General features: G+C 71.7%; 20 protein-coding genes and 1 riboswitch. Of the genes, 8 read left to right on the top strand and 12 right to left on the bottom strand.

The window, feature by feature from the left end; all coding sequences use genetic code 11:
- Positions 1-71: 71 nt before the first annotated feature.
- Entirely contained in the window at positions 72-683 is a 612-nt protein-coding gene (locus B4K29_RS12295; protein WP_286967487.1) for a hypothetical protein, read from the top strand.
- A 65-nt stretch (positions 684-748) separates the two neighbouring features.
- On the opposite strand, the gene B4K29_RS12290 is transcribed toward B4K29_RS12295, so the two are convergent.
- Genes B4K29_RS12290 through B4K29_RS12265 form a run of 6 tightly spaced genes read right to left on the bottom strand, consistent with a single transcriptional unit; the run spans position 749 to position 8,959 of the window.
- Positions 749-1,141 carry a hypothetical protein gene (locus tag B4K29_RS12290; protein WP_286967486.1) on the bottom strand — a complete coding sequence of 131 codons (393 nt, stop codon included), beginning with the start codon at positions 1,139-1,141 and terminating at the stop codon, positions 749-751.
- Positions 1,138-1,890, bottom strand: coding sequence for a respiratory nitrate reductase subunit gamma (narI, locus tag B4K29_RS12285; protein WP_019286572.1), 753 nt, complete (start codon positions 1,888-1,890; stop codon positions 1,138-1,140). The genes B4K29_RS12290 and narI overlap by 4 nt, the downstream gene beginning before the upstream one ends.
- Positions 1,887-2,630 (bottom strand): nitrate reductase molybdenum cofactor assembly chaperone, encoded by a 744-nt coding sequence (gene narJ, locus B4K29_RS12280; protein WP_286967484.1) that lies wholly within the window; start codon positions 2,628-2,630, stop codon positions 1,887-1,889. The genes narI and narJ overlap by 4 nt, the downstream gene beginning before the upstream one ends.
- The gene (gene narH / locus B4K29_RS12275; protein ID WP_286967482.1) at positions 2,627-4,384 is read right to left on the bottom strand and encodes a nitrate reductase subunit beta; all 1,758 of its coding nucleotides are present in this window, start codon (positions 4,382-4,384) and stop codon (positions 2,627-2,629) included. Before narH ends, narJ begins: the two co-directional genes overlap by 4 nt.
- A gap of 1 nt (position 4,385) precedes the next feature.
- On the bottom strand, positions 4,386-8,132 hold the full coding sequence (locus B4K29_RS12270; RefSeq protein ID WP_286967480.1) for a nitrate reductase subunit alpha: 3,747 nt from the start codon (positions 8,130-8,132) through the stop codon (positions 4,386-4,388).
- Entirely contained in the window at positions 8,129-8,959 is an 831-nt protein-coding gene (locus B4K29_RS12265) for a helix-turn-helix transcriptional regulator (protein ID WP_029211989.1), read from the bottom strand. The genes B4K29_RS12270 and B4K29_RS12265 overlap by 4 nt, the downstream gene beginning before the upstream one ends.
- Positions 8,960-9,241: 282 nt before the next feature.
- Here B4K29_RS12265 and B4K29_RS12260 point away from each other — a divergent pair, with 282 nt between their 5' ends.
- Together B4K29_RS12260 and B4K29_RS12255 are read left to right on the top strand one after the other, a co-directional pair.
- Positions 9,242-10,603 (top strand): MFS transporter, encoded by a 1,362-nt coding sequence (locus B4K29_RS12260; protein WP_029211988.1) that lies wholly within the window; start codon positions 9,242-9,244, stop codon positions 10,601-10,603.
- A 103-nt stretch (positions 10,604-10,706) separates the two neighbouring features.
- Positions 10,707-12,104, top strand: a complete 1,398-nt coding sequence (locus B4K29_RS12255) for an MFS transporter (protein WP_029211987.1) — start codon at positions 10,707-10,709, stop codon at positions 12,102-12,104.
- A gap of 4 nt (positions 12,105-12,108) precedes the next feature.
- Here the strand turns inward: B4K29_RS12255 and B4K29_RS12250 are convergent, their stop codons facing one another.
- Positions 12,109-12,951, bottom strand: a complete 843-nt coding sequence (locus B4K29_RS12250) for a helix-turn-helix transcriptional regulator (protein ID WP_019286580.1) — start codon at positions 12,949-12,951, stop codon at positions 12,109-12,111.
- Between the two features lie 232 nt (positions 12,952-13,183).
- Between B4K29_RS12250 and B4K29_RS12245 the strand changes: the two genes are divergently transcribed.
- From B4K29_RS12245 to B4K29_RS12230, 4 genes are read left to right on the top strand one after another with little or no spacing between them, the layout of a single operon-like run.
- Complete coding sequence (locus tag B4K29_RS12245) at positions 13,184-13,555, top strand: hypothetical protein (RefSeq protein ID WP_286967476.1); 372 nt, start codon at positions 13,184-13,186, stop codon at positions 13,553-13,555.
- 24 nt (positions 13,556-13,579) lie between these two features.
- Entirely contained in the window at positions 13,580-14,605 is a 1,026-nt protein-coding gene (locus B4K29_RS12240) for a hypothetical protein (RefSeq protein WP_286967475.1), read from the top strand.
- Complete coding sequence (locus tag B4K29_RS12235) at positions 14,605-15,273, top strand: signal peptidase I (protein WP_286967473.1); 669 nt, start codon at positions 14,605-14,607, stop codon at positions 15,271-15,273. Before B4K29_RS12240 ends, B4K29_RS12235 begins: the two co-directional genes overlap by 1 nt.
- Positions 15,270-16,136 carry a hypothetical protein gene (locus B4K29_RS12230; protein WP_286967472.1) on the top strand — a complete coding sequence of 289 codons (867 nt, stop codon included), beginning with the start codon at positions 15,270-15,272 and terminating at the stop codon, positions 16,134-16,136. Before B4K29_RS12235 ends, B4K29_RS12230 begins: the two co-directional genes overlap by 4 nt.
- Before the next feature lie 192 nt (positions 16,137-16,328).
- Here the strand turns inward: B4K29_RS12230 and B4K29_RS12225 are convergent, their stop codons facing one another.
- Positions 16,329-18,569 carry an ATP-binding cassette domain-containing protein gene (locus B4K29_RS12225; RefSeq protein WP_286961163.1) on the bottom strand — a complete coding sequence of 747 codons (2,241 nt, stop codon included), beginning with the start codon at positions 18,567-18,569 and terminating at the stop codon, positions 16,329-16,331.
- Positions 18,550-19,215 (bottom strand): ECF transporter S component, encoded by a 666-nt coding sequence (locus B4K29_RS12220; protein ID WP_029211981.1) that lies wholly within the window; start codon positions 19,213-19,215, stop codon positions 18,550-18,552. Before B4K29_RS12220 ends, B4K29_RS12225 begins: the two co-directional genes overlap by 20 nt.
- 47 nt (positions 19,216-19,262) lie before the next feature.
- Positions 19,263-19,368: riboswitch (TPP riboswitch) on the bottom strand.
- A 38-nt stretch (positions 19,369-19,406) separates the two neighbouring features.
- Here B4K29_RS12220 and B4K29_RS12215 point away from each other — a divergent pair.
- Entirely contained in the window at positions 19,407-19,721 is a 315-nt protein-coding gene (locus B4K29_RS12215) for a DUF4235 domain-containing protein (RefSeq protein ID WP_019286587.1), read from the top strand.
- Positions 19,722-19,858: 137 nt separating this feature from the next.
- Here the strand turns inward: B4K29_RS12215 and B4K29_RS12210 are convergent, their stop codons facing one another.
- The 3 genes from B4K29_RS12210 to B4K29_RS12200 are packed head-to-tail and all read right to left on the bottom strand — an operon-like array spanning position 19,859 to position 23,779.
- Entirely contained in the window at positions 19,859-20,371 is a 513-nt protein-coding gene (locus B4K29_RS12210) for a hypothetical protein (RefSeq protein WP_029211979.1), read from the bottom strand.
- Between the two features lie 49 nt (positions 20,372-20,420).
- The gene (locus B4K29_RS12205) at positions 20,421-23,030 is read right to left on the bottom strand and encodes an FtsX-like permease family protein (protein WP_286967471.1); all 2,610 of its coding nucleotides are present in this window, start codon (positions 23,028-23,030) and stop codon (positions 20,421-20,423) included.
- Complete coding sequence (locus B4K29_RS12200; RefSeq protein WP_286967469.1) at positions 23,027-23,779, bottom strand: ABC transporter ATP-binding protein; 753 nt, start codon at positions 23,777-23,779, stop codon at positions 23,027-23,029. The genes B4K29_RS12205 and B4K29_RS12200 overlap by 4 nt, the downstream gene beginning before the upstream one ends.
- Between the last annotated feature and the right edge of the window lies 1 nt (position 23,780).

Here is a 23,780-nt window from a genome sequence, read left to right as displayed (position 1 = left end):
ACGGGCACGCTACGGGCGCGACGGGCACGCATGGCACTGCTTTGATCACCTAGGGTTCGCATATGCCCTGTATGCCGCAACGCGCCGCCTCCTCCACGGTCACCCTCACGGCCGCGGGGCTGCTGCTCGCGGGGTGCGCCTCGGACCCGGCGCCGAGCCCGACCCGGACCGGCGCCGCCGCCCGCTCGGCCCAGGACCAGTCCTCGAGGGTGCGTGAGCTGCTGGCGCCGCAACCGGCCGGTGTGGGCGAGACCCCGCGGCGATGGGGTCCCGTGTCGCTCGTGGCGCCGGCCGCGATGACGGAGGCCGACGCGGGGCCCGCGGCACCGCGCAAGGGCTGGACCTACAAGCGGCTCACCGACCCCAAGGGCAACCCGCAGACCTCGCTCGGCCTGATCGTCGCCCCCACCGCGGAGACCACGGCGGAGCAGTCGGCCGGGACGATCGCGCGGACCGGGGGCAGCCGCGACGCCGGCACGGCCAGCGGGATCGTCACGACGACCACCTGGGACGGGCGACCGGCCCACCTCGTCTACGTCAACACCTCGACCGGGCTGCACGTGGAGGCGCTCAGCACCGAGACTCCCGCCGGCACGATCACCGTCATCGCCCAGGCCCCCGTCTCGAGCTATCCCACCTCGGGGCTGCGGCGCGCCCTCCGGAGCGTCGACCTCACCCCCTGAACGACCCCCCAGAACCCCCAGAGCCCCCAGAACCCCGAAGATCGTGGGGCGAGGGGATGGCTGGGTCAGCGACCGGTGGCCACCGTCAGCAGCAGCGCCGAGTCCTGGTGCGCCACCACCGAGTGCCGCTCGTGCGGGATCGGCGTGAACAGCCCTGTCGTCAGGTGGAAGTCCACCGACCCGGTGCCCAGCGTCACGTCGCCGCGCAGCACCTGCAGCGACGCGGCGGCCGGCGCCTCGTGCTCGGCCAGGGTGGCTCCGGCGCGCAGCGCGATCACCACCGTCCGCAGCAGGTCGGTGTGCATCACGGACTGGGTGGCGCGTCCGGACGACGAGGCGTGCGCCTCCCCGATCAGCTCGTCCACCAGCTCGACCAGGTTGGGCAGCAGCTCGGGCGTCTCCGGGTCTCTGCCGGTGGCAGAGCCGCGGTCCGAGCCGCGAGGCGACTGGTCCGTCATACCTTCTCCCACCCGCGCTGCGGGGCCCGGCTGCCGACGCCGGCACCGGGGCGACGGTCGCGCGACCGATAGACGATGTAGGGGCGGGTGACGTAGCCGAGCGGCGCCGAGAACACGTGCACGAGCCGCGTGAACGGCCACAGGGCGAACAGGATGCACGCCACGAGCGTGTGCAGCTGGAAGCCGAGCGGCGCCGCCGCCATGAGGTCCGCGTCGGGGTGGAAGGTCAGGAACTGGCGGTACCAGATCGAGACGCCCTCGCGGTAGTTGTAGTGCTCGGCGGGCCCGCCGAGGTTGTTGATGCCGGGGGCGTGCCAGCCGAGCGTGTTGGCCAGGCCGAGCAGGATCACGACGACGAGGAAGGCGTACATGACCTTGTCCATCGGCGTCGTGGCGGAGAACACCGGGCCGGTGGTGCGGCGGCGATAGATCAGGATCGCCATGCCGACCAGCGTCAGGAAGCCGGCGAGCAGACCCACCGACAGGGCGAGGAAGTGATAGACCGACTGCGAGATCCCGACGGCGTCGGTCCAGGACTTCGGCACGAGCAGGCCCATGATGTGGCCCATCACGACGAAGAGGATGCCGAAGTGGAACATCGGCGAGCCCCAGCGCAGCAGCCGGTCCTCGTAGAGCTGGCTCGAGCGCGTGGTCCAGCCGAACTTGTCGTACTTGTAGCGCCAGAGGTGACCGACGACGAAGATCGTCAGGCAGATGTAGGGGAACACCACCCAGAGCAGGGTGTTCATGAGCGCCCTCCTTGCGAGTGCTGCAGGAGCTCGGCCTCGAGCTCCTCGGGTGATGGGTCGGTGGCCGGGTGGGGGTTGAGCCGGGGGTCGATCTCGTATGGCGCCAGCCCGACGTCCTCCGACGGGGGCCCTTGCGCGACCAGCCGCGCGACCGCCGTCTGCTCGTCACCGTCCAGCGGCGGCAGGGTGGCGCACACGGCGACGAGCACGTCCGCCCACGGGACGCCGCGGTCGAGCAGCGCGAGGCGCAGGACCTCGAGCCCGGCGCGGTGGTCGAGGACCAGCTTGAGGGCGGCCTCGAGGTCGACGGTGGCGCCGAACTCCAGCACCACCGACAGGTGGTCGGGCAGCTCCTCGTCACCGATCTCGACCCCGGCCCGGCGATAGGTCTGCTTGAACTGCACGAGCGCCATCCCGCGCTTGCGGGTGTCGCCGTGCGCGAAGTAGGTCAGGTAGGGCGCGCACCGGCGCGTGTAGTCGAAGGTGTCGACGTAGCGCTTCTGCACCACGTCCAGCTCCCCCGCCTCCACGGCCGCGGAGATGGTCGCGACGAGACGACCGAGCGGCTCCCCCACCGGCGCCGGCAGCTGCGCGACCGTGTCGTGCAGCACCGGCAGGTGGCGCAGGAGCTGCTCGTCCGGGTAGCCGAGCAGCAGCGACGCGCACTGCCAGGCGGCCTGCATCTCGTCGGTGCCGACCGGCAGGGCGGCCTGCTTGCGACGCCGCAGGGCGACCTTCACCGGATGTCCTCGGGCGGGATGGCACCGCGGTCGTGCGAGGCGCTCGGGTCGGAGCCCATCGGCATGCCCTCGCCCTCGCGGCGGGCCTCCTCGGAGATCCCGGCGCCGAGGCTGCCACCCTGACCGGGGAAGAGGCCCTCGGGCATGCCCTTGCCGTCCCAGTTGAGCAGGTTGACCCGGCCCTCCTTGGAGCCGCCGCCGACGAGGGTGTCGGCGGTCTGGCGGGCCTGCAGCATCTGGAAGTTCTCGACGGCGATCGGGGTCAGCGACCCCGAGCCCTCGCCGAACGCGCCCTGGTTGCCGGTCTGGTAGTCGCTGACCGAGCACTCGGTGGCGAGCTCCTCGAGGGCGTGCGCCTCCTCGGCGTGCGCGGTCGGGATGACATAGCGCTCCTCGTACTTCGCGAGGGCGAGCAGGCGGAACATGTCGTACATGTCCTCCTCCTCCATGCCGACGGCCGCGGGGATCGACCCGTCGGGGTCGCGCCCGAGGTTGATGTCGCGCATGTAGGACCGCATGGCGGCCAGCTTGCGCAGGACGCCGTCGACGGGCTTCACGTCCCCGGCGGTGAACAGGTTGGCGAGGTACTCGATCGGGATGCGCAGCGTCTCGATGGCGTTGAACAGGTTGTCCTTGTCCTCGCCGTCGTGCCCGGACCCGGCCAGCGCGTCCACGACCGGCGACAGCGGCGGGATGTACCAGACCATCGGCATCGTGCGGTACTCCGGGTGCAGCGGCAGCGCGACCTTGTAGTCGTTGATCAGGCGATAGACCGGGGACCGCTGCGCGGCCGTGATCCAGTCGGACGGTATGCCGGCGCGATCGGCCTCGGCGACCACCGCCGGGTCGCGCGGGTCCAGGAACACCGAGCGCTGCGCCTCGTAGAGGTCCTGGTCGTCCTCGACCGACGCGGCCTCGAGGACGCGGTCGGCGTCATACAGGACGAGCCCGATGTAGCGGAGGCGACCGACGCAGGTCTCCGAGCACACGGTCGGGATCCCGACCTCGATGCGCGGGAAGCAGAAGGTGCACTTCTCGGCCTTGCCGGTCTTGTGGTTGAAGTAGACCTTCTTGTAGGGGCAGCCCGAGATGCACATGCGCCAGCCGCGGCACTGCTCCTGGTCGACGAGGACGATGCCGTCCTCCTCGCGCTTGTAGATCGCGCCCGAGGGGCACGACGCCGCGCACGAGGGGTTGAGGCAGTGCTCGCAGATGCGGGGGAGGTAGAACATGAAGGTCGACTCGAAGTCGGTCGTGACCTTGTCCTCGATGCCCTTGAGCATCACGTCCTGGTGCATCGTCTCCATCGAGCCGCCGAGGTCGTCGTCCCAGTTGGCCGACCAGGAGATGTTCATCGGCTTGCCGGAGATCAGCGAGTGCGGCCGCGCGACCGGGAAGTGCTTGCCGGCCGGCGCGTTGAGCAACGTCTCGTAGTCGTAGGTCCAGGGCTCGTAGTAGTCCTGGATCGACGGCATCTTGGGGTTGACGAAGATGTTGAGCAGCTTCTTGAACCGGCCGCCGGCGCGGAGCTTGAGCCGGCCGTTCTTGCCGAGCACCCAGCCGCCCTGCCACTCATCCTGGTCCTCGTAGCGTCGCGGGTAGCCCAGGCCGGGGCGGGTCTCGACGTTGTTGAACCAGACGTATTCGGTGCCGGCCCGGTTGGTCCACGCCTGCTTGCAGGTGACCGAGCAGGTGTGGCACCCGATGCACTTGTCGAGGTTCATGACCATGGCCATCTGTGCCATGACTCTCATGTCAGTACTCCACCTTCTGCGAGCGCTTGCGGATGATCGTGACCTCGTCACGGTTGTTGCCCGTGGGCCCGATGTAGTTGAAGAAGTAGGACAGCTGGGCGTAGCCGCCGATGATGTGGCTCGGCTTGACCATGATCCGGGTCATGGAGTTGTGGATGCCGCCACGCTTGCCGTTGTGCTCGGTGAGGGGCACGTCGATCAGGCGGTCCTGCGCGTGGGGCATGTAGATCGTGCCCTCGGGCATCCGGTGCGTGACGATCACGCGGGACGCGACGACGCCGTTGCGGTTGACCGCCTCGACCCACTCGTTGTCCTTGACGCCGATCTTGGCGGCGTCCTTGTCGGACATCCAGATCGACTGGCCGCCGCGGCCGAGGGACAGCATGAACAGGTTGTCCTGGTACTCCGAGTGGATGGACCACTTGTTGTGCGGGGTCAGGTAGCGCACCGACACAGAGATGCCGGACACCCCGTCCGCTGCCTTCTCGACCTCGCCGAGCGGGCGCTCGCCGAACAGCTGGGTCATGTTGAGCGGTGGGCGGTAGGTCGGCAGGGCCTCCCCCATCCGCTGCAGCCAGTCGTGGTCGAGGTAGAACTGCTGGCGCCCGGTCAGTGTGTGGAACGGCTTGAGCCGCTCGATGTTGATCGTGAACGGGCTGTAGCGGCGACCGCCCGACTCCGAGCCCGACCACTCCGGGGAGGTGATGACGGGGACGGGGGCGGCCACGGTGTCGACATACGTGACCTGCTTGCCCTCGTGCTCGGCGGCCAGGTCGTGCATCTGGTGGCCGGTGCGCTTCTCCAGGGTCTTGAAGCCCTGGGTGGCGAGGTGGCCGTTGGTGGTGCCCGACAGCGCCATGATCGCCTCGGCGACGTCCACAGCGGTGTCGAGGCGCGGGTTGCCCTGCCCGGCACCGCGGCTCGCGACGCCGTTCTTGCGCCGCAGGTAGTCGACCTCGCGCTTGACGTCGTAGGTGACGCCCTTGGTGGTCGTCCCGAGCTTGTCGAGCAGCGGCCCGATCGTGGTCATCTTCTCGAAGACCTTGGTGTAGTCCCGCTCGACCACCGCCAGGACCGGCAGGGTCTTGCCGGGGACGGGCTCGCACTCGCCGGCCTTCCAGTCCAGGACCCGGCCGTGCACCGTCGCCATGGACTCGGGGGTGTCGTGCCACAGCGGCTTGGCGACGAGGTCCTTGCGGGTGCCGAGGTGGGTCCCGGCGAGCTCGCTGAAGGTCTCGGCGATGGTGACGAAGGCGTCCCAGTCCGACCGGCTCTGCCACGGCGGGGCGATCGCCGGGTTGAACGAGTGGATGAAGGGGTGCATGTCCGTGGTGTTGATGTCGTTCTTCTCGTACCACGTGGCGGCGGGCAGGACGACGTCGGACAGCAGGGTCGAGCTCGTCATGCGGAAGTCGATCGTCATCAGCATGTCGAGCTTGCCCTCGGGGGCCCGCTCGGGCCAGGCGACGTCCGCCGGGCGCTTGTCCGCCGGCGCCTCCTCGGCGTTGACGCCGTGGTCCGTGCCGAGCAGGTGCTTGAGGAAGTACTCGTCACCCTTGGCGGAGCTGCCGAACAGGTTGGCGCGCCACATCATCAGCACGCGCGGCCAGTTCTCCTCGGCCTCGGGGTCCTCGGCCGCAAAGCTCAGCTCGCCCTTCTTGAGCTGGTCGACGACGTAGGCCGGGACCTCCATCCCGGCCGCCTCCGCCTCGTCGGGCAACGCGATCGAGGAGCGGTTGAACGTCGGGTAGCTCGGCATCCACCCGAGCCGCGCGGACTGAGCGACCAGGTCGGCCACCGTCCTGCCGGGGAAGGCCCCTCGGCCCGCGCCGATGTCGTTGGCGGTGTAGGTGTCGTAGCGGTACTGGCTGGTGTGGAGGTACCAGTAGGCCGTCTGGATCATGTGGCGCGGCGGGCGCTGCCAGTCGAGGGCGAAGGCCGTGTGCTGGAAGCCGGTCAGCGGGCGGACCTTCTCCTGACCGACGTAGTGCGCCCAGCCGCCGCCGTTGCGGCCCTGGCAGCCGGTGATCGTCGTGAGGACGAGCATCGCGCGGTAGATCAGGTCCGAGTGGTACCAGTGGTTGGTGCCAGCGCCCATGAGGATCATCGAGCGGCCGTGGGTGTCGACGGCGTTCTGCGCGAACTCGCGCGCGATGCGGGCGACCTTGTCGGCGGGGACGGCGGTGATGTCCTCCTGCCAGGCCGGGGTGTAGGCGCCGGTGACGTCCTCGTAGCCGGTCGGCCAGTCGCCGATCAGGCCGGGGCGGGCCACGCCGTACTGCGCGAGCATGAGGTCGAAGACGGTCGTGACGTAGCGGTCGCCGATGCGGCGCACCGGGACGCCGCGGCGCTGCAGCGTCGCCTGGCCGTCCAGGGCGTCGAAGCGCGGCAGGGACACCTCGAGCGTCTCGGCGCCGTCGGCGAGCAGGGACAGGCGGGGGCTGACGTCGCCCAGGTCGAGGTTCCACTGCCCCATGCCCTCGTCGCCGAAGCGGTGGCCGAGCGAGCCGCGGGGCACGACGACCTCGTCGGTGCGCTCGTCGACGAGCATCGGCTTCCACATGGCGTTCTCGGACCCGGACTCCGGGCCGCCGGGGACGTCGCCGGCCACGGCGAACTTGCCGGGCGTGACCACCTGGCCGCCGTCCGCGCCCTCCTCGACGTCCAGCCAGACCAGGTAGGGCAGGTCCGTGTAGGTCTTGGTGTAGTCCTGGAAGAACTCGACCTGCTGGTCGACGAAGAACTCCTTGAGGATGACGTGGCCCATCGCCATCGCGAGCGCCGCGTCGCTGCCGGGCTGGGCCGCCAGCCACTCGTCGGCGAACTTGACGTTCTCGGCGTAGTCCGGGGACACGACGACGACCTTCTGCCCGCGGTAGCGCGCCTCGGTCATCCAGTGCGCGTCGGGCGTGCGGGTGAGCGGGACGTTGGAGCCCCACATCATCAGGTAGCCCGCGTCCCACCAGTCCCCCGACTCGGGGACGTCGGTCTGGTCCCCGAACATCTGGGGCGAGGCGACCGGCAGGTCGGCATACCAGTCGTAGAAGGAGAGCATGGTGCCGCCGATGAGCTCGGTGAACCGGGCCCCGGAGGCGTAGGAGACCATCGACATCGCGGGGATCGGCGAGAAGCCGGCGATGCGGTCCGGGCCCCAGCGCTTGATCGTGAACACGTTGGCGGCGGCGACCATCTCGGCCGCCTCGCCCCAGCTCGCGCGCACGAGCCCGCCCTTGCCGCGGGCGGACTGGTAGCGACGACGCTTGTCCTCGTCCTGCACGATCGAGGCCCAGGCGAGCACCGGGTCGCCGTACTCCTGCTTGGCCGTGCGGTACATGTCGAGCAGCACGCCGCGGATGTAGGGGTAGCGGACCCGGGTGGGGCTGTAGGTGTACCAGGAGAAGGCCGCGCCGCGGGGGCAGCCGCGGGGCTCGTACTCCGGGCGATCGCCGCCGGTCGACGGGTAGTCCGTCTGCTGCGCCTCCCAGGTGATGATCCCGTCCTTGACGTAGACCTTCCACGAGCACGAGCCCGTGCAGTTGACGCCGTGGGTGGACCGCACGACCTTGTCGTGGCTCCAGCGGTCGCGGTAGAACGCGTCGGCCTTGCGGCCGCCGATCTGGTGCAGGGTCCGCTTGTCGGGGCTCACCTCCCCCTTGGTGAAGAACCGCCGGGTCCCCACGAGGGCCTCGGCGAGGGGGGTGTCGATGCCCGAGGGGCCTCGACCTCCGCGATGGGTCGATGTGCTCATGCGTCTCTCCTGCGGTTGGCGCGTCGTCGGGTCGTGGTGCTGGGTGGCAGGACCGGCCCCGGGAGGCCTGTCCCCACCGTATGCCGGAAGGGGGTCCGCGTCGTCAGGTGAGCCGTGGTGACAGCGATGTCGTCGTGCGGCGTCATGACGACGTCGACCTCGGGCTCGCCGAGCCGGTCGAGGACCCCGGTGATCAGGCCGCGGCGGAAGGCGTAGAGGACGGGCGCGTGCCGGGCGGCGATCGCGAGGAAGGGCGCGGCCCGCAGCTCGAGGTCGACGGTGCGGCCACCCTCGACGAGCGAGATGTCGTGCCGGAAGCCCCATTGCGCCATGGTCTGCACGAGGCGCTCCACGGTGACCAGCCACTCCCCCGGCGTCGCGGCCGGCGCCCAGGCCGGCGGCTCGACGTCGGCGTGCTCGCGGGACCAGGCGCGGGCGGCGGGGAACATCGCCTCCGAGCCCGCCGGCTCCGCCAGCCCCCAGCAGGAGGTGACCAGGGCGGACAGCTCGCGGTGCGTCGGGTGCAGCCGCACCCCCGCGGGGACGAGGTGATAGATCTTGCGCGGCCGCCCCACGGTCCCCAGGCGCTCGGACCGGGCCTCCACGACGTGCGACGCGAGCAGGACGTCCAGGTGGAAGCGCGCGGTCGTCACGTGGATGTCGAGGCGGGTGGCGATGTCCTGCGCGGCGAGCCCGGGGCGGCCGTGGACCGTGACGGGCGCGGAGGCGAGGACGTCGATGATGCGCCGGCGCATGGACGGGGCCAGCAGGCTCGGGCGGCCGTCGGCCTCGGGGCCCCACCGGAGCTCCTGCGCCACGCTCCTCATCGCCTCTCCTGCGGTCGCCCGTCACGGTGCACCGGTGTCATCGACGCCATCGGTGCATGCCTCCTCCAAAAAGAGGAGCACGCCTGCAGCATAGCCGGACCAGCGATGCCACGACAGAGGGGGGGCGCCCTCCTCTATATTCGGAGGCTGTGCCAAACTTGCTGGTGAGATCCTCCGCGCAATGCCTCGCAGGGCCTGAGCCGGGCGTCTCGCGGCGACTGCACCAGCAGCGTCTCCGCCATACAGCCTGATCCTATTAATGCCTGGAGCAAGGAGCACGTCGTGAGCACACCCGCCACCGACGCCCCGACGACCACGTCCCACGAGAGCCAGCCCGTCGGCGCCAACCGGGTCCTGACCTGGTCGACCACCGCGTTCACCGTGATGTTCGCCGTCTGGATGATGTTCGGCATCCTGCAGAAGCCCATCCGGGCGGAGCTGCACCTCAGCGAGGAGCAGTACTCCTGGATCCTCGCCGCGGCGATCCTCAACGGCTCGATGTGGCGCCTGCCCGCCGGCATGATCACCGACCGCATCGGTGGCCGCAAGGTCATGACCGTGCTGCTGCTCGCGAGCGCCGTCCCGGCCTACCTCGTCTCGCAGGCGCACAGCTACGGCATGCTCCTGCTGCTGGCCTTCCTCGTGGGCTTCGCCGGCAACTCCTTCTCCTCGGGCATCGCGTGGAACTCCGCCTGGTTCACCCGTGGTCGGCAGGGCTTCGCGCTCGGCGTCTTCGGTGCCGGCAACGTCGGGGCCTCGGTCACGAAGTTCATCGGCCCGCCGCTGATCGCCACGACCGCCGGAGCCACGTACCTCGGTGTCGTCCAGGGCGGCTGGCGCCTCGTGCCGGTGATCTACTCCGTCCTGCTGGTGCTCCTCGCGGCGGCCACGTGGTTCGGGACCCCCTCGACCGACCGCATGCCCGGCGCCTCCAAGCCCCTCGACGAGATGCTCGCCCCGCTGCGGCAGGTGCGCGTATGGCGGTTCAGCCTCTACTACGTCGCGGTGTTCGGCGCCTACGTCGCCCTCTCGAGCACGCTGCCCAACTACTACATGGATACCTTCGGCGTCTCGCTCAGCACGGCCGGCCTGCTCACCGCGCTGTTCATCTTCCCCGCGTCCCTGCTGCGCCCCGTCGGCGGCTGGTTCTCCGACCGCTTCGGCGCGCGCAAGGCGATGTACGGCACCTTCTGGGTCATGCTCGCCACCACGGGCCTGCTGATGATGCCCAACGGCCACCTGACCATCAACCACGCCGACGGCTCCCAGACCGAGCACCTGCCCTACGCGATCTCGATCGTGCCGTTCACGATCGTCGTCTTCCTCCTCGGCTGCGCCATGGGCGTCGGCAAGGCCGCCGTCTACAAGCACATCCCCGAGTACTTCCCCGACAACGTCGGCTCCGTCGGCGGCCTCGTCGGCATGCTCGGCGGCCTCGGCGGGTTCTTCCTCCCGCCGCTGTTCGCCTACACCAAGTCCTGGTCAGGCTTCCCGTCCAGCACCTTCTTCGTCCTGTTCCTCCTCACCGCCGTGTGCCTGATCTGGATGCACCTCACGATCGTGCGGATGCTCCACGACCGGTCCCCCCACCTCGCGGACCAGTTCGACCAGCCGCACCCCGAGCCCTCCCGCCACCCCGCGTGAGACACCCCAACAGGCATAACCCACCCACCACCCTGCACCAGCCCGCGTCCCGTCATACGGTCGAGACGTCCCACCACCTCAGCACCCGTGGAGTAGACAACCCATGAGCACCGCAACCAGCTCCCGCCAAGGGGGCGAGTGGCTCCAGTCCTGGGATCCCGAGAACGACCAGACCTGGGACAAGGCACTCGCCTGGCGCACCCTCACGATCACGACGTTCACCCTCACCATGTGCTTCGTAGCGTGGTACCTCCCCAGCGCGGTCATCCCCAAGCTCAACGCCCTGGGCTACAGCTTCAGCAAGACCGAGCTCTACTGGATGTCCGCGATGCCCGGCCTCGCCGCCGGTCTGCTGCGCATCGTCTGGATGGTCCTGCCGCCCATCCTCGGCACCCGCAAGATGGTCGCGCTGACCACGCTGCTCCTCGTCTTCCCGATCCTCGGGTGGGGCGTGCGCGTCCAGAGCCCCTCCGCCCCCTACTGGGAGCTCATGGTCCTGGCCTTCCTCGCCGGCATCGGTGGTGGCGCCTTCTCCGGCTTCATGCCGTCGACGTCCTACTTCTTCCCCCGCCGCATGCAGGGCACCGCGCTCGGCCTGCAGGCCGGCATCGGCAACCTCGGCGTCTCCCTCGTGCAGCTGCTCACGCCGTGGCTCATCGGCTTCTCGATGATCGGGTTCCTCGGCGGCTCACAGGCGATGAAGGTCGCGGGCAAGCCCAACACGCAGGTGTGGTACCAGAACGCCGCGTTCATCTGGATCCCGCTGATCCTCATCGGCGCCGCCTGGGCGTGGTTCGCGCTCAAGTCCGTGCCGGTCAAGGCCAACGTCCGCCAGCAGTTCGACATCTTCGGCAACCAGGACACCTGGTGGATGACGCTGATCTACATCATGACCTTCGGCACCTTCTCGGGCCTGGCCGCCCAGTTCGGTCTGCTGATGGGCAACCTCTACGGCTCCGGCAACGCCGACATCGTGTCCGGCTCCGGCGCCGCCGCCAAGATCCTCGTCGAGGGCTACGCGGTCCCCGACCCGGTCAAGTTCGTCTTCCTCGGCCCGCTGGTCGGCGCGCTCGCCCGCATGCTGTTCTCCCCGCTGACCGACCGCATGGGCGGCGCGATCTGGACGCTGATCTCCGGCCTCGGCCTGATCGCCTCGATCGTCTACACGATCCCGGCGCTCACCCCGGACACCTCGTCCGCCGCGGCGCTGCAGGGTGACTTCACGCGGTTCCTGTGGGGCATGCTCGCGATCTTCCTGTTCTCGGGGATCGGCAACGCCTCGACGTTCAAGCAGATGCCGATGATCTTCGAGAAGCGTCAGGCCGGCGGCGTCATCGGCTGGACCGCCGCCATCGCCGCCTTCGGTCCGTTCTTCTTCGCCCTCGGCATCGGCATCATGGGCGCCACCCTCTTCTACTGGGTCGGCGTCGTCTGGGCCGTCATGTGCGTGGCGATCACGTGGATGCGCTACGCCCGCAAGGGGGCTCCCAAGCCCGGCTGATCGCTCAGCTCGTCGCCTCGGAGGGCCGGTCGCTCGTCGACCGGCCCTCCGTCGCGTCCGGGCTGGGTGCGTCCGGGCTCGTGACATCGGAGGTCGTGGCGTCTGCGCTCGCGGCCTCCGGGCGGCGGCGGACGTGGGCGAGGTCCAGACCCTCGGCGACCTGCTCGCCGGCGTGGAGGGCACCGCTCATCTCGACGGTGCACACGTCGGGGGCGACCATGGGCGTCACCCGGACGGCCGGGTCCTGGACGCCGAGCCCCTCGAGGGATCCCCGGACCAGACCGAGATGTATGGCGCAGACGACGTCGGGGTGCCGGACCGCGGCGGCCTTCATCGGGCAGTGGGTCAACGTGGCCTGGCACCGCCCGGCGGGGTCCCCCTCGACGGTCACCGTCTCGCGTGGGTAGCCCCACCGCGCCAGGACGTCGAGCAGCTCGCGCACCGGCACCTCGCCCTGGGACCCCTCCGGGGCCACGTGGTCCAGATGGTGGCGTGACCAGGCCTCGCCGGCCCGCGTCGCCGCCTCCACGCGGGCGTCCTCGTCGCCGCCCAGCGTCTCGGCGAGCACGTCCGCGAGGACGACATACGCGGCGGTGTTTACGGGCACGGCCTCGGCGCGACGGCGATAGACCTTGCTGGGACGGCCCGGCCGGTCGCGTCGCTCGACGCCCGACTCCAGCACGCCGGCCTGCTCGAGCTGGTCGAGGTGGAAGCGCACGGTCGTGACGTGCAGGTCGAGCTCCTCGGCCAGCCGGCTCGCGGTCCAACGGTCGGGATCGGCGGCGACCAGGTCGGTGATGGACCGGCGGACCGCCGACGAGAGGAGCGCCTCGCGATCCTTGGGCATGGCCTGCCTCCAGCGTGCTACGACCGCTCGGTGATGGCGGCCCTTGAACGATCAGCGTAGTGCCAGCCGGCCCGGTCGTGGCGGAGACCTCCGGCTCGGGCGGCGGACACGATCCGTCAACCCCAAGACCATTCCGGCGCCTCTCGACGTCGGTTCATGCCCGATTGTCGCGGTGGTCGGCTGGGAGTCGGTCAATCGGACAGATTCTCACCCCTTCGCCCCCGGCGACCAGGTGACGATCACGCTGCCCATCACGGTCCAGGCCGTGGGCACCAACCTCAAGGCCACCCTCTCGACCGCCCCGGCAGCCCTGACCGGCACCGCGGCCCTGGTCTCCGAGGTCAACGTCAACAACGGCTCCGTCGTGACGCTGACGCCCGTCGGGACCGCGCCCAACCTCACGAGCACCGGCACCAACCAGTGGGCCATCACCTCGGCCCACAACGGCGCGACCTACCTCGCCACCATGAAGTACACGGTTCGCGCGACGAGCACCGGCGCGGCCCGCACCGAGCCGGCCGGCGGCAGCGGATGGTGGAACACGATGCTCAACGGCACCTCGGTGTCCACCCGCAACCTGCCCTTCACCCTCACCCAGAACTGATCCACCGATCCCTGGAGGCACCCCATGTCCCGTCGGCGCGTCCTGGCCACGCTCGGCGTCACCGCCGTCGCGGCGACCGCCGTCATCGCGGCGCCCACCGGTGACACCCAGGCACGGTGGACCGAGACCCGCACCAGCGTCGTCCCCAGGATGACGATGGGCACGCCTACTCTGACGCCCACGGACGTCCCCGTCACCAAGCCGTTCACGGACGCGCTCAAGGCGACCCTCAAGAACGACGCCGGCTACGGCCTCGAGTACCGCCCCTACCAGGTGAACCTGACGGCGATGCCTAGCACCCCCAGGACCAGTGCCATGGCGAGCGACTTCCTGAACAACAGGGTGCAGTACGACTACACGGGATGCTCGTCGACGACCGCGCTGTGGCAGACAGCTCTCGGGACGGCCGCCACGACAGCCGTGTCGCCGGTGACCGCCGCGGTCCGCACGCCCCTCGCCAAGGCTTCCTCAACGTCCCACTGCGTGATCGTCAAGCCCAGCGGGACCGACTACGACCGCTACAACAGGTTCGCAGGTCGCGAGTTCCAGGTGACGACCACCGGCCAGGCCGTCTCGGTGGCCGGCACGGCGACCAAGGACTGGACCTGGACGAGTCGTTACGTCATCTCGATCCCCTCCCCGATGCTGGGCTCCGACGGAAACGTCTGCACCACGGGCCTGGCCGAGAACGTGCGACTGTACTGGGCCTGGCCCAACGCCGCCACGAGCTCGTCAGGCAGCACCCCGGCGATCAACCGGTGGGAGGTCTGGGCTCGCCCCAAGGGCTCGACCGTCCCCTTCAAGCTGGTCCAGGGCGGGATCCCAGCCAACGACCGGGCCCAGTGGGTCAGCTATATCGCCATGAACAACGCCGGGTATGGCCCGGGCACCTACGAGTTCGTCGTGCGTGTCTACCCCTTCGCCGGTAGCACGAAGTACGCCGAGAGCACCGTGATGTGGTACGCGACGCGCCCCACCAGCGGAAGCTTCTGGACGTGCGGCTCCCCTGCCACGGCCGCCAACCCCAACGTGGGGATGTGGGGCTACTGATGAGCGCCCTGCCCACCGCCGCCCCGCCCCGGGGTGGAGCGCGTCGCGTGACGCGGCCGGCCCTGCCGGCCCCCGTGCGCCTCGCGGTGTCGGTCGTAGTCGGCGGTCTCGCGACGATCGCCATCGGCCTGCTGGCCCTCATGGTCGTGGTCCCCCTAATCATGAAGTGGGTCCCGCTCACCGTGCTGCCCGGCTCGATGGAGCCCACCATCCCGATCGGCTCGCAGGTCATCGTCAAGCGTGTGGAGACCGAGCAGGACGTCGCCCGGCTCAAGCAGGGCGACGTCATCACCTTCCTCCCCCGCCCCGACGACAACTCGCTCGTGACCCACCGGATCACCTCGATCTCGGTCGACAGCGACGGGGTCCACAAGATCAAGACCAAGGGTGACCACAACCCCGACGAAGACCTCGAGGTCAAGACGGTCAAGCAGATCCGCGGGGTCATGGTCTACCACCTGCCCAAGGTCGGCTACGTCGCCAACGCCCTCAACCGCGACCAGAAGTCCCGCGGCATCATCATCGTCGCCGGCGCGCTCTTCACCTACGCCCTGTGGCAGCTCGTCGGCCTGCTGCGCGCCCGCTGCCTGCGCGCCGAGGCCGTCACGGACACTCCGTCCGACGCCACCGCCCCCGCCGATCCCGCAACCCCGAAGGACGAGCCATGAGCCGACGACTCGCGCGCCCCGCCGCCGCGGCCGTGCTCGCCGTCGCCCTCGGGTCCCCCCTCGCCTCTCCCGGCGTCGCCCAGGCCGCAGCTCGTATGCCGCAGCCGGCCGCAGCCGTGGCCGCCGACCCGACCCTGGGTTACCTCCTGGTGTCGACCAGCCCGACCGGACCGTGGGAGCCCACTCTGGACACGGGCATCTTCCACGCGGGCCAGCGCCTGGTCCCGGGCCGGACAGTCGGCGGAGCCTTGTACGTCAAGAATGCCTCCCCCGACACCGCCATGCTGACGATCGGGGCCGTTCCTGGCAGCGACGCCGTCTCCGACCCGCTCGCCGAGGTGCTGCACCTGGCCGCCGGCATCGGCGGCGCCGCCACGCCAACCGAGACCTCGCCGACCGCCGCCAGCCTCGCCGCGAGGGGAGGAGATCTGACCACGGGCGCCGTCCGCCCGGGCCAGGTCGTCCGCGTGGAGGTTGCCGCGCTCCTGGCGGGCGCCGTCGGCGATGTCGACCGGACGCTGGCCGAAAATCGCACGTGGACGGATCCGATCAGGGTGTCGATGGCGATGACGCCGGCCGATCTCGCTCCGCCGAGCACCGACGTGACTGGCGCAGACGTGGGTCAGACAGGTGGCAGTGACGGCTCGGTGCCCCGCGGGGACGCGTTCGGCGTGTCCTCGGGGCCGCTCTCCGGAGCCCTGGCGCACACGGGGGCCGACGTGATCGTGCTTCTCGCCGCGGGTGGCACAGCCGTGGGCGTCGGCATGCTGCTGATCGCCCTGGCCCGACGACGGCGCGAGGACGAAGACGACACCGCGTCCGGCACACCCCTTCCACCCACTGGTCAGATACCGACTCCCTGACCGCCCACTGGTCAGATGCCAAGCACCTACCCGTGGCCAGAACTGACCACTCGGCGGCGGACGCCGAGGCGGGCCGGACTCCCCCCTCGGGAGCCCGACCCGCTGGCCGTGGGGGCGTCACGGATGACGTTGCTGATACCCACTAGGCGTTACCCAGAGTAGTCGAGACCCGTCACCAGGACTAGGGATCCATTACCTCCCCAGAAGGTGCCCCACAGCCGCCGCGGCGGCGAGCGTCACGGCGCACACCACGACCCACAGGTCCGTCCGGCCCCACCGCGCGGGCTCCGCCCACGTGCGCCGCCCCGACCGCACCACGGGCGACGAGTAGCCCCGCGCCTCCATCGCCACCGCGAGCCGCCCCGCCTGCCGCAACGCCTGCACCAGCAGGGCAAAGGTCAGCACGACCGCGTCCTTGACCCCCCGCCCCAGGACACCACGCGCCCGGCGCACCGCGCGCAGGTCGCCAAAGGTCGACCGCAGCTGGTCGAACCTCTGCAGCGCCACCACCGCCGCCACCACCGGACGTGCCGGCAGCCGCAGTCGCTGCCCGAGCTGGTCCCCCAGCGAGAACGGCTCGAGGTAGCCCGCCAGCACCACGCCGGGCAGCGCCGCCGACGTCATGCGCAGCGCGGGCAGCAGCGCCGCGACGGGATCACGCGTCTCGGCCCACCACCAGTTGGACCACCACAACGAGGCCGCGCCGATCGCCACCGGGGTGAGCCGCAGCACCGGCTGCGGCCAGCGCACCCCGCACAGCACGAGGAGCAGCGCCAGCTCGGCCCCGAGCAGACCCAGCCCCGCCGGCACCGTGGGCACGACCAACCCGACCACCATCGCCACCAGGCTCACCAGCATCAGCGGCAGGGCCGAGGCGTATGCCGCCAGCCCCTGCGCACGACGGCGCACCGGCTCTGCGCCGGCCTGCGGCCTCGCGAGCACGAGCTCGCGGGTGCAGCGCGACGCCAGGCTGCGGTCGTGCGTGGACACCACCACGGTCGTCCCTGCGGCGCGGGCCGCCTCGACGACCCCGGTGACGGCGGCCCACGTGTGGCGGTCCTGGCCGACGGTGGGCTCGTCGAGCAGGAGCACGGACGGGCCGTGGGCGAGGGCGGCGGCGAGCGAGAGGCGTCGCTGCTCGCCCCCCGAGAGGGTGTGCGGGTCGGCGTCGCGGCGGTCGCCGAGGCCGAGCACCTCGAGCAGCGCCCCGGCCCGGGCTGCGAGGGCGTCCTCGTCCTGGCCGAGCGCCCGACCGGTCAGCATCACCTCGTCGACGACGGTCCGGGCGGTGATCGGCAGCTCGGGTCGTTGGGGCACCCACCCGACCGCTGCGGCGAGCTCCGCAGCCCGCCAGCCATGCGGCGCCTCGCGGTCGCCGGCCCCCAGCCGCACCGTGCCGGACGTCGGCTCGAGCAGCCCGGCGGCGCAGGCCACCAGCGTGGACTTGCCGGCGCCCGAGTGACCGGTGACGGCCACCGCCTCCCCCGGCGAGGCCTCCAGAGCCACGTCCCGCAGCACGAGCTGCGGCGGGTGCACCGCCTGCCAGGAGGCCAGCCCCGGCTGCACCTGGCGCAGCACCGCGTCGATCGACGCCGTCACCCCGCCCGGCCGGACCGGCGTCACCAGCCCGGTCGCCACCTCCATCGACGCCGGCGGCGGCGCCCCCGGCACCCACAGGCCCAGCTCCGCCAGCCGCTCCCCCTCGGCGGCCAGCGTCGACGTCATCGGGCCGTCCGCCACCACCCGACCGCCGTCGCCCAGCACGACGAGCCGGTCGCAGACGTCCACCCAGTGCGCGAGCTGGTGCTCGACGACCACCAGGGTGGCCCCCACCTCGGCGACGGCCAGGGCCACCGCCGACCGGACCGCCTCCGCGGCCTCGGGGTCGAGCATCGAGCACGGCTCGTCGAGCAGCACGAGGCCCGGGTCGAGGGCGAGCACGCCCGCGAGCGCGAGACGCTGGGTCTCGCCGCCGGACAGGGCGCGCGTCTCGCGGTCCACGGCATACGGGAAGGACACGGAGTCCAGCGCCGCCCGCACCCGCTCCCACAGCGGCCCGCGTGGCACGCCGGCGTTCTCGGGGCCGAAGGCCACGTCGCGCCCCACGGTCCGCGCGACCACCGCGTCGTCGGGATCCTGCAGGAGCAGGCCCACCTGCCGCGACACCCGCACCTGCCCCGTCTGGTCACCGCCACCCGTGTCGGCGAGCACGCCGGCCAGCGCCCGGAGCAGGGTCGACTTGCCGGACCCGCTGGCGCCCGCGAGCAGCACCCGCTCCCCCGGCGCCACGCGCAGCGACACCGCGTCGAGGACCGGGCGGGCGGCGCCATACGGGAGCCAGGTGAGGTCGTCGACCTCGACGAGAGCCCCCCTCGGACCCTCGTCGAGGTCGAGACCACGCTCGAGGGAGGCGTCAGCGGCCGTGGGACTCACGCGCCTCGCGGCCCGCCGGGAAGGCGTCGACCACGCCGGCCCGGGCCAGCGCGCGCACCAGCGCGGCGCCCCCGAGCCCGGCGATCAGCGCGCACGAGACCATGCCGAAGCCGAGGTAGACGAGCTTGTGGATCCAGGCGAGCTGCGGGACGTACTGCCACCACTCGTAGAGGCAGATCTCCAGGACGGCACCGAGCACGCCGCCCAGCACCGCGGCCACCATGTCGAACCGCCGCCAGCGCCACAGCCACATCGCCAGCTCCACCCCGAGCGCCTGCAGCAGCCCGGACAGCATCACGAGCCAGCCCCACTTGCTGCCGAGCAGCGTCTCCACGCTCGCGGCGATCAGCTCGACGTAGAGGGCCGCGCCGGGACGCCGGATCAGCAGCGCGCCGGCCACGGCGGGGAGCACCCACACGCCGAGCGCGAGCGAGCCGATCGGGGCATAGCCGACGGCGGCCGCCTCGACGACGTGGTAGAGGGTGCTGTCCCACCCCCAGAAGGCGACGCCCAGCGCGACGGCGAGGACGGCGCCGAGGACGAGGTCGATGCCTCGCCATGACATGAGGGCCCCCGTGGCGAGCGCGGACGGTCGTGCGTGCTGGCCCGGCCGCGCGGTGGCGGCGGAGCCGGTGGTGTTCGGCATACGAGATCTCCTGGTCGGTCACCAAGAGGGAAGGTGACCCCTCGGGTCGCCTCGAGAATCCGACTCCCTAGCGCCGGTGCTAACCGGATCAGGTGCGGAGGGTCTGCGGTCGCCCGCACTCTCAGCGCGATCTGCGCTCCCCTGTCGTGTGAAACGTGACGCTACCGCGAAGATCGTGTGAGACTCAACGCATGGGACCTAACGTGTGGAAGCTCATTGGCACCGGCGCCGCCATGCTGGCCGGCATGGTGGCCAACAAGATCGTCAACTCGGGCTGGCAGAAGGCCACGGGCAAGGAGGCCCCCTCCGACCCCACCAACCCCGACGTGGACTGGAAGGAAGCGCTGGCCTTCGCGGCGTTCTCCGGTCTCGTGATCGGCATCGCGCGCCTGGTGGCGCAGCGTCAGGCGGCCAAGGGGTTCGTCTCCGCGGTCAAGCGCCAGAGCAACGACATCGGTGACGTCGACCTGCAGGCGCAGATCGACGCCCGCACCAACAAGGCCTGATCACCCCGTCCGTCACGCGAGTCGCCCCGACCGGTCCATCGGTCGGGGCGACTCGCTGCTGCTGGGCGGTATGACGGGCCTGGGGGTCTGCGGGCCTGGGTGCGTGGCGGCCTCGGGCCTGGGGTACGTGGCGGCGATCAGGCGGGGGTGCGCAGGGCCGCCAGCCGCCGGTCGAGCTGGTCCAGCCGCAGCGCCACCCGCAGCCGGCGCCGGGTCGGGTCGGGCTCGAGCGCCACGTCGTCGCCGTCGCGCAGCACCTCGGGCAGCTCGACGAGCAGGAGCCGGGACAGGCCCGCCAGCCGCTCGGGGTCGGTGACCAGCCTCGGGTCGTCGAGCACGCCGCGCGCCCGCGCCAGCACCCGGTCGAGCCAGGTCTCGACGTCCCAGCCGAGCGCTCCCCGGCGGTCGTCGAGCCAGTCGCCGACCGCCCCGACCTGGCGGCGCAGGTGCCACAGGTGGTCGGGCTCGTCGGTCGGGACGTGGTCGGCCGGCAGGGCGAGTCCGCCGAGGTAGCCCGCGATCCCGAGGCCCGCGCGTAGCGGCGCCGGCAGCGGGAGGGCGGCGAGCAGCGTGCCGGCACCGACCGTCAGCGCGCGCACGTGGCGCGGTGACGTGGCCGCGGCGTAGACCTCGCGCTCGACCCGACCCATCTCGTCCCTCCTTCCTGCCAGCCTAGGCCCGGGGCCTGGGAGCCGCGTGTCAGTCGGTGGCCAGCGCCGCGGACGGGCTCACCCGCGCGGCCCGACGAGCCGGTATGACGGACGCCAGCCACCCCGCGGCGAGCGCCACTGCGGCGACGAGCCCCAGCCGCGCCCAAGGGATCTCGGTGGTGATGGTCATCTCGCTGCCGAAGAGCGCGTAGGCCCCGCCGAGGCCGTAGGCCACCCCCAGCGCGAGCCCCACGATCGTGCCCACGCCCGCCAGCGTCAGCGCCTCGAGCCCGAGCGTGCTGCGCAGCTGGCGGCGCGTGAGGCCGAGGGCGCGCAGCAGGCCGGACTCCTGGGTGCGCTCGAGCACCGAGAGGCCGAGGGTGTTGCCGATGCCGACCAGCGCGACCAGCACGGCGATGCCGAGCAGGCCGGTGACGACGAGCAGGACGACGTCCATGATCCGCTCCATCTCGGCGCGCTGGGTGGCGACCCCCTGGACCTGGGCGCCCTGGATGGCGACGGCGTCCTGGGCGAGCTGCTCCGACGCGGTGGCCGCGTCCTTGACCTCGGCGAACCTGATCCACGCGGACCCCTTGGCCTGGGGGTCGAGGCGCCGCACGGTGGCCGCCGTGACGACCGGTGCGTCCGCATGGTCCGCGCTGACGTCGGCGCGCAGGTCGAGCCGCGTCGCGCCGTGGGCGAGGGTCACGGTGTCGCCGGTCCGCAGGCCGGAGCTCGCCGGCAGGAGCACGGTGTGGTCGTCGAGCCCGGCAAAGAGCTGCGGCCGGCGCGAGACCTGCACCGCCGCGTCGTCGGCGCCGGTGACGGTGGTCTGCCCGCCGCTCGATCCGCCGGCCTGACCGTCGCTCTGCCCACCGCTCTGGCCGACGTGCACCGGCCGTCCGCCGTGGGTCAGCGTGGCCGGGGCGTCGACGACGAGGGTGGCCGCACCGACGACGCTGCTGCGCCGCAGGGTGTCGAGGTCACGCTGCGCCAGGCCCTGCGGCGCCTGCACGAGGGCGTCCACGGGGGTCTGCTTGTCGAGCGCGTCGGTGGCCGAGCGCACCCCTGTCGCCGAGCCCACGCTCATCATCGTGATCAGCGTGACCCCGACGAGCAGGGCGCTCGCGGTGGCCGCGGCCCGAGCGGGGTTGCGGCCGGCGTTGTCGACGGCGAGCGACCCGGGGACGCCGCCGAGGCGGGCGGGCAGCGCACCGACGGCGCGGGCGAGGCCGGGCACCACCACGGGGGCGACCATGAGCACGCCGAGGAAGGACAGGAGTCCACCGGGGATGCCCGTCACGAGCTGGTGCTGGAGGGCGCCGTGCACGAGCAGCCCGAACCCACCTGCCGCGAGGACCGATCCGACCCCGACGCGCAGGGCGCGGACGCGCCGCACCCGCGTCGCGGTCTCGGGGCGCAGGGCCGCGAGCGGCTTGACGCGCGTCGCCGCGCGGGCCGGGGCGAGGCTCGCCACGAGGGTGACCAGGATGCCCGTCGCGAGGGGAGCCAGGACCGCGAGCGGGGTGACGACCAGGCTGCCGAGGTCCATGTCGGTGCCGTGCGAGAGCTGCACGAGCGTCGCCGCCAGACCCGCGCCGAGCGCCAGCCCCGCGACGGAGCCGAGGACGCCGACGAGCAGCGCCTCGGCCACGACGGACCCGCGCACCTGCCGCCGCTCGGCGCCGATGCAGCGCAGGAGCGCGAGCTGACGGGTGCGCTGGGCGACGAGGATCGCAAAGGTGTTGGCGATGACCAGCGCCGAGACGAACACGGCGATGAGCGCGAAGACGAGCAGCATCGCGGTGAGCTGCGTGACGCCCTGGACCATCTGGGTCACGCGGTGGTCCTTCTCCTGCTGGCCGGTGCGGACCGTGAGGCCCCTGGCTGCGGGGAGACCGGCGACGGAGGCGCGCAGCTGCTCGTCGTCCACGGCCGCGCCGCCCGGAGCCTGCGTCAGGTCGAGCTCCCGATAGCCCGTGGTGCCCGTCCAGGCCCAGATGTCCTGGTCCTGGGCGAAGGCCACCGGCATCCCCTGGCCCTGCACGACGTCACGCCCCGGCTTGACGATGCCGACGACCGTGGCCTCGGCCGGACGGGCCTCCTGCGGCCGCTGCTCGGTGCCGGTGCCAGGGCTGGTGCCGGTGCCGCGCTGCAGCAGGCGGGTCGTGCTGCCCACGGCGAGCTTGCGCGCCGAGGCGACCCAGTCCACGACGGCGATCTCGCCGCGGCGGGCGGGCAGGCGTCCGGCCGTGAGCGTCGTCGTCCCGGACAGCTGCGGCACTGACCGCAGCACGAGGGAGGCCTCGTGACCCCCGAGGTCCTGCTGGACGGCCCCGCCGACCACCGTGCGCACGGAGGCACCCGGGTAGGCGCGCGTCACCTGCGCGGCGAGCCCGGGGGGTATGACGGCCGGGCCGCCGCGAGGCGCGCCCCCCACGCCCGAGGACCCGTCCGGCGTGGTGACGACCACGCTCGCTCGGCCCACCGAGCCGGCGGCGTCGCGCGCCAGGGACTCGCGGAAGGTGTCGCCCACCATGAACGTGGCCGCGACGAAGGCGATGCCCATCGTGATGGCGACCAGGACGCTGACGAAGCGCCGGGCCTGACCGTGGATCATGCTGGCCGCCAGGGAGATCGAGGTGCGCACGGCGATCACGCCCCCAGCCCGCGCAGGGCGGCCAGCACGTCGTCGGCGGTGGGGTGCCGCAGCTCCCCCGCCATGCGACCGTCCGCGAGGAGCAGCACGCGGTCGGCATACGTCGCGGCCCCGGGGTCGTGGGTCACCATCACGACGGTCTGGCCCAGCTCACGCACGCAGCGCCGAAGGAAGTCCAGCAGCTCGTGCCCGGTCACGCTGTCGAGGGCGCCCGTCGGCTCGTCGGCAAAGATCACGCGCGGCCGCATGACGAGGGCGCGGGCCACCGCCACGCGCTGCTGCTGCCCGCCGGAGAGCTCGGTCGGCTTGTGCCCCAGACGATCTGTCAGGCCCAGCACCCGCACCACATGCTCGAACCATTCGCGGTCGGGGGTGCGGCCCGCGAGGCGCAGGGGCAGGGTGATGTTGGCCTCGGCGGTCAGCGTCGGGAGCAGGTTGAAGGCCTGGAAGACGAACCCCACCTGCTCGCGCCGCAGCAGCGTCAGCCGCGTGTCGTCCAGCGTGGTGAGGTCGGTGTCGCCGACCCAGACCTGCCCGCTCGTGACGTCGTCGAGGCCCGCCGCGCAGTGCATCAGCGTCGACTTGCCGGACCCCGACGGGCCCATGATCGCGGTGAGCTCCCCCTCGGCGATCTCCACGTCCACGTGGTCCAGGGCGACGACGCGGGTGTCGCCGCTGCCATAGGTCTTGGTGAGGTCACGCGCGCGCACGGCCGCGCGGGTCACGGTGGTCGGGCTGGTGGTCGTCATC

The organism is Arsenicicoccus sp. UBA6765, from assembly GCF_002453335.1.
GTDB lineage: Bacteria > Actinomycetota > Actinomycetes > Actinomycetales > Dermatophilaceae > Arsenicicoccus > Arsenicicoccus bolidensis.
This window is presented reverse-complemented; position numbering and strand designations above follow the sequence as displayed.

Excerpts from the sequence above, each read along its gene's own strand:
- B4K29_RS12295 (WP_286967487.1), top strand. The coding sequence starts at position 72 with ATGCCGCAACGCGCCGCCTCCTCCACGGTCACCCTCACGGCCGCGGGG.
- B4K29_RS12290 (WP_286967486.1), bottom strand. The coding sequence starts at position 1,141 with ATGACGGACCAGTCGCCTCGCGGCTCGGACCGCGGCTCTGCCACCGGC.
- narI (WP_019286572.1), bottom strand. The coding sequence starts at position 1,890 with ATGAACACCCTGCTCTGGGTGGTGTTCCCCTACATCTGCCTGACGATC.
- narH (WP_286967482.1), bottom strand. The coding sequence starts at position 4,384 with ATGAGAGTCATGGCACAGATGGCCATGGTCATGAACCTCGACAAGTGC.
- B4K29_RS12270 (WP_286967480.1), bottom strand. The coding sequence starts at position 8,132 with ATGAGCACATCGACCCATCGCGGAGGTCGAGGCCCCTCGGGCATCGAC.
- B4K29_RS12265 (WP_029211989.1), bottom strand. The coding sequence starts at position 8,959 with ATGAGGAGCGTGGCGCAGGAGCTCCGGTGGGGCCCCGAGGCCGACGGC.
- B4K29_RS12255 (WP_029211987.1), top strand. The coding sequence starts at position 10,707 with ATGAGCACCGCAACCAGCTCCCGCCAAGGGGGCGAGTGGCTCCAGTCC.
- B4K29_RS12250 (WP_019286580.1), bottom strand. The coding sequence starts at position 12,951 with ATGCCCAAGGATCGCGAGGCGCTCCTCTCGTCGGCGGTCCGCCGGTCC.
- B4K29_RS12240 (WP_286967475.1), top strand. The coding sequence starts at position 13,580 with ATGTCCCGTCGGCGCGTCCTGGCCACGCTCGGCGTCACCGCCGTCGCG.
- B4K29_RS12235 (WP_286967473.1), top strand. The coding sequence starts at position 14,605 with ATGAGCGCCCTGCCCACCGCCGCCCCGCCCCGGGGTGGAGCGCGTCGC.
- B4K29_RS12230 (WP_286967472.1), top strand. The coding sequence starts at position 15,270 with ATGAGCCGACGACTCGCGCGCCCCGCCGCCGCGGCCGTGCTCGCCGTC.
- B4K29_RS12220 (WP_029211981.1), bottom strand. The coding sequence starts at position 19,215 with ATGCCGAACACCACCGGCTCCGCCGCCACCGCGCGGCCGGGCCAGCAC.
- B4K29_RS12215 (WP_019286587.1), top strand. The coding sequence starts at position 19,407 with ATGGGACCTAACGTGTGGAAGCTCATTGGCACCGGCGCCGCCATGCTG.
- B4K29_RS12210 (WP_029211979.1), bottom strand. The coding sequence starts at position 20,371 with ATGGGTCGGGTCGAGCGCGAGGTCTACGCCGCGGCCACGTCACCGCGC.
- B4K29_RS12200 (WP_286967469.1), bottom strand. The coding sequence starts at position 23,779 with ATGACGACCACCAGCCCGACCACCGTGACCCGCGCGGCCGTGCGCGCG.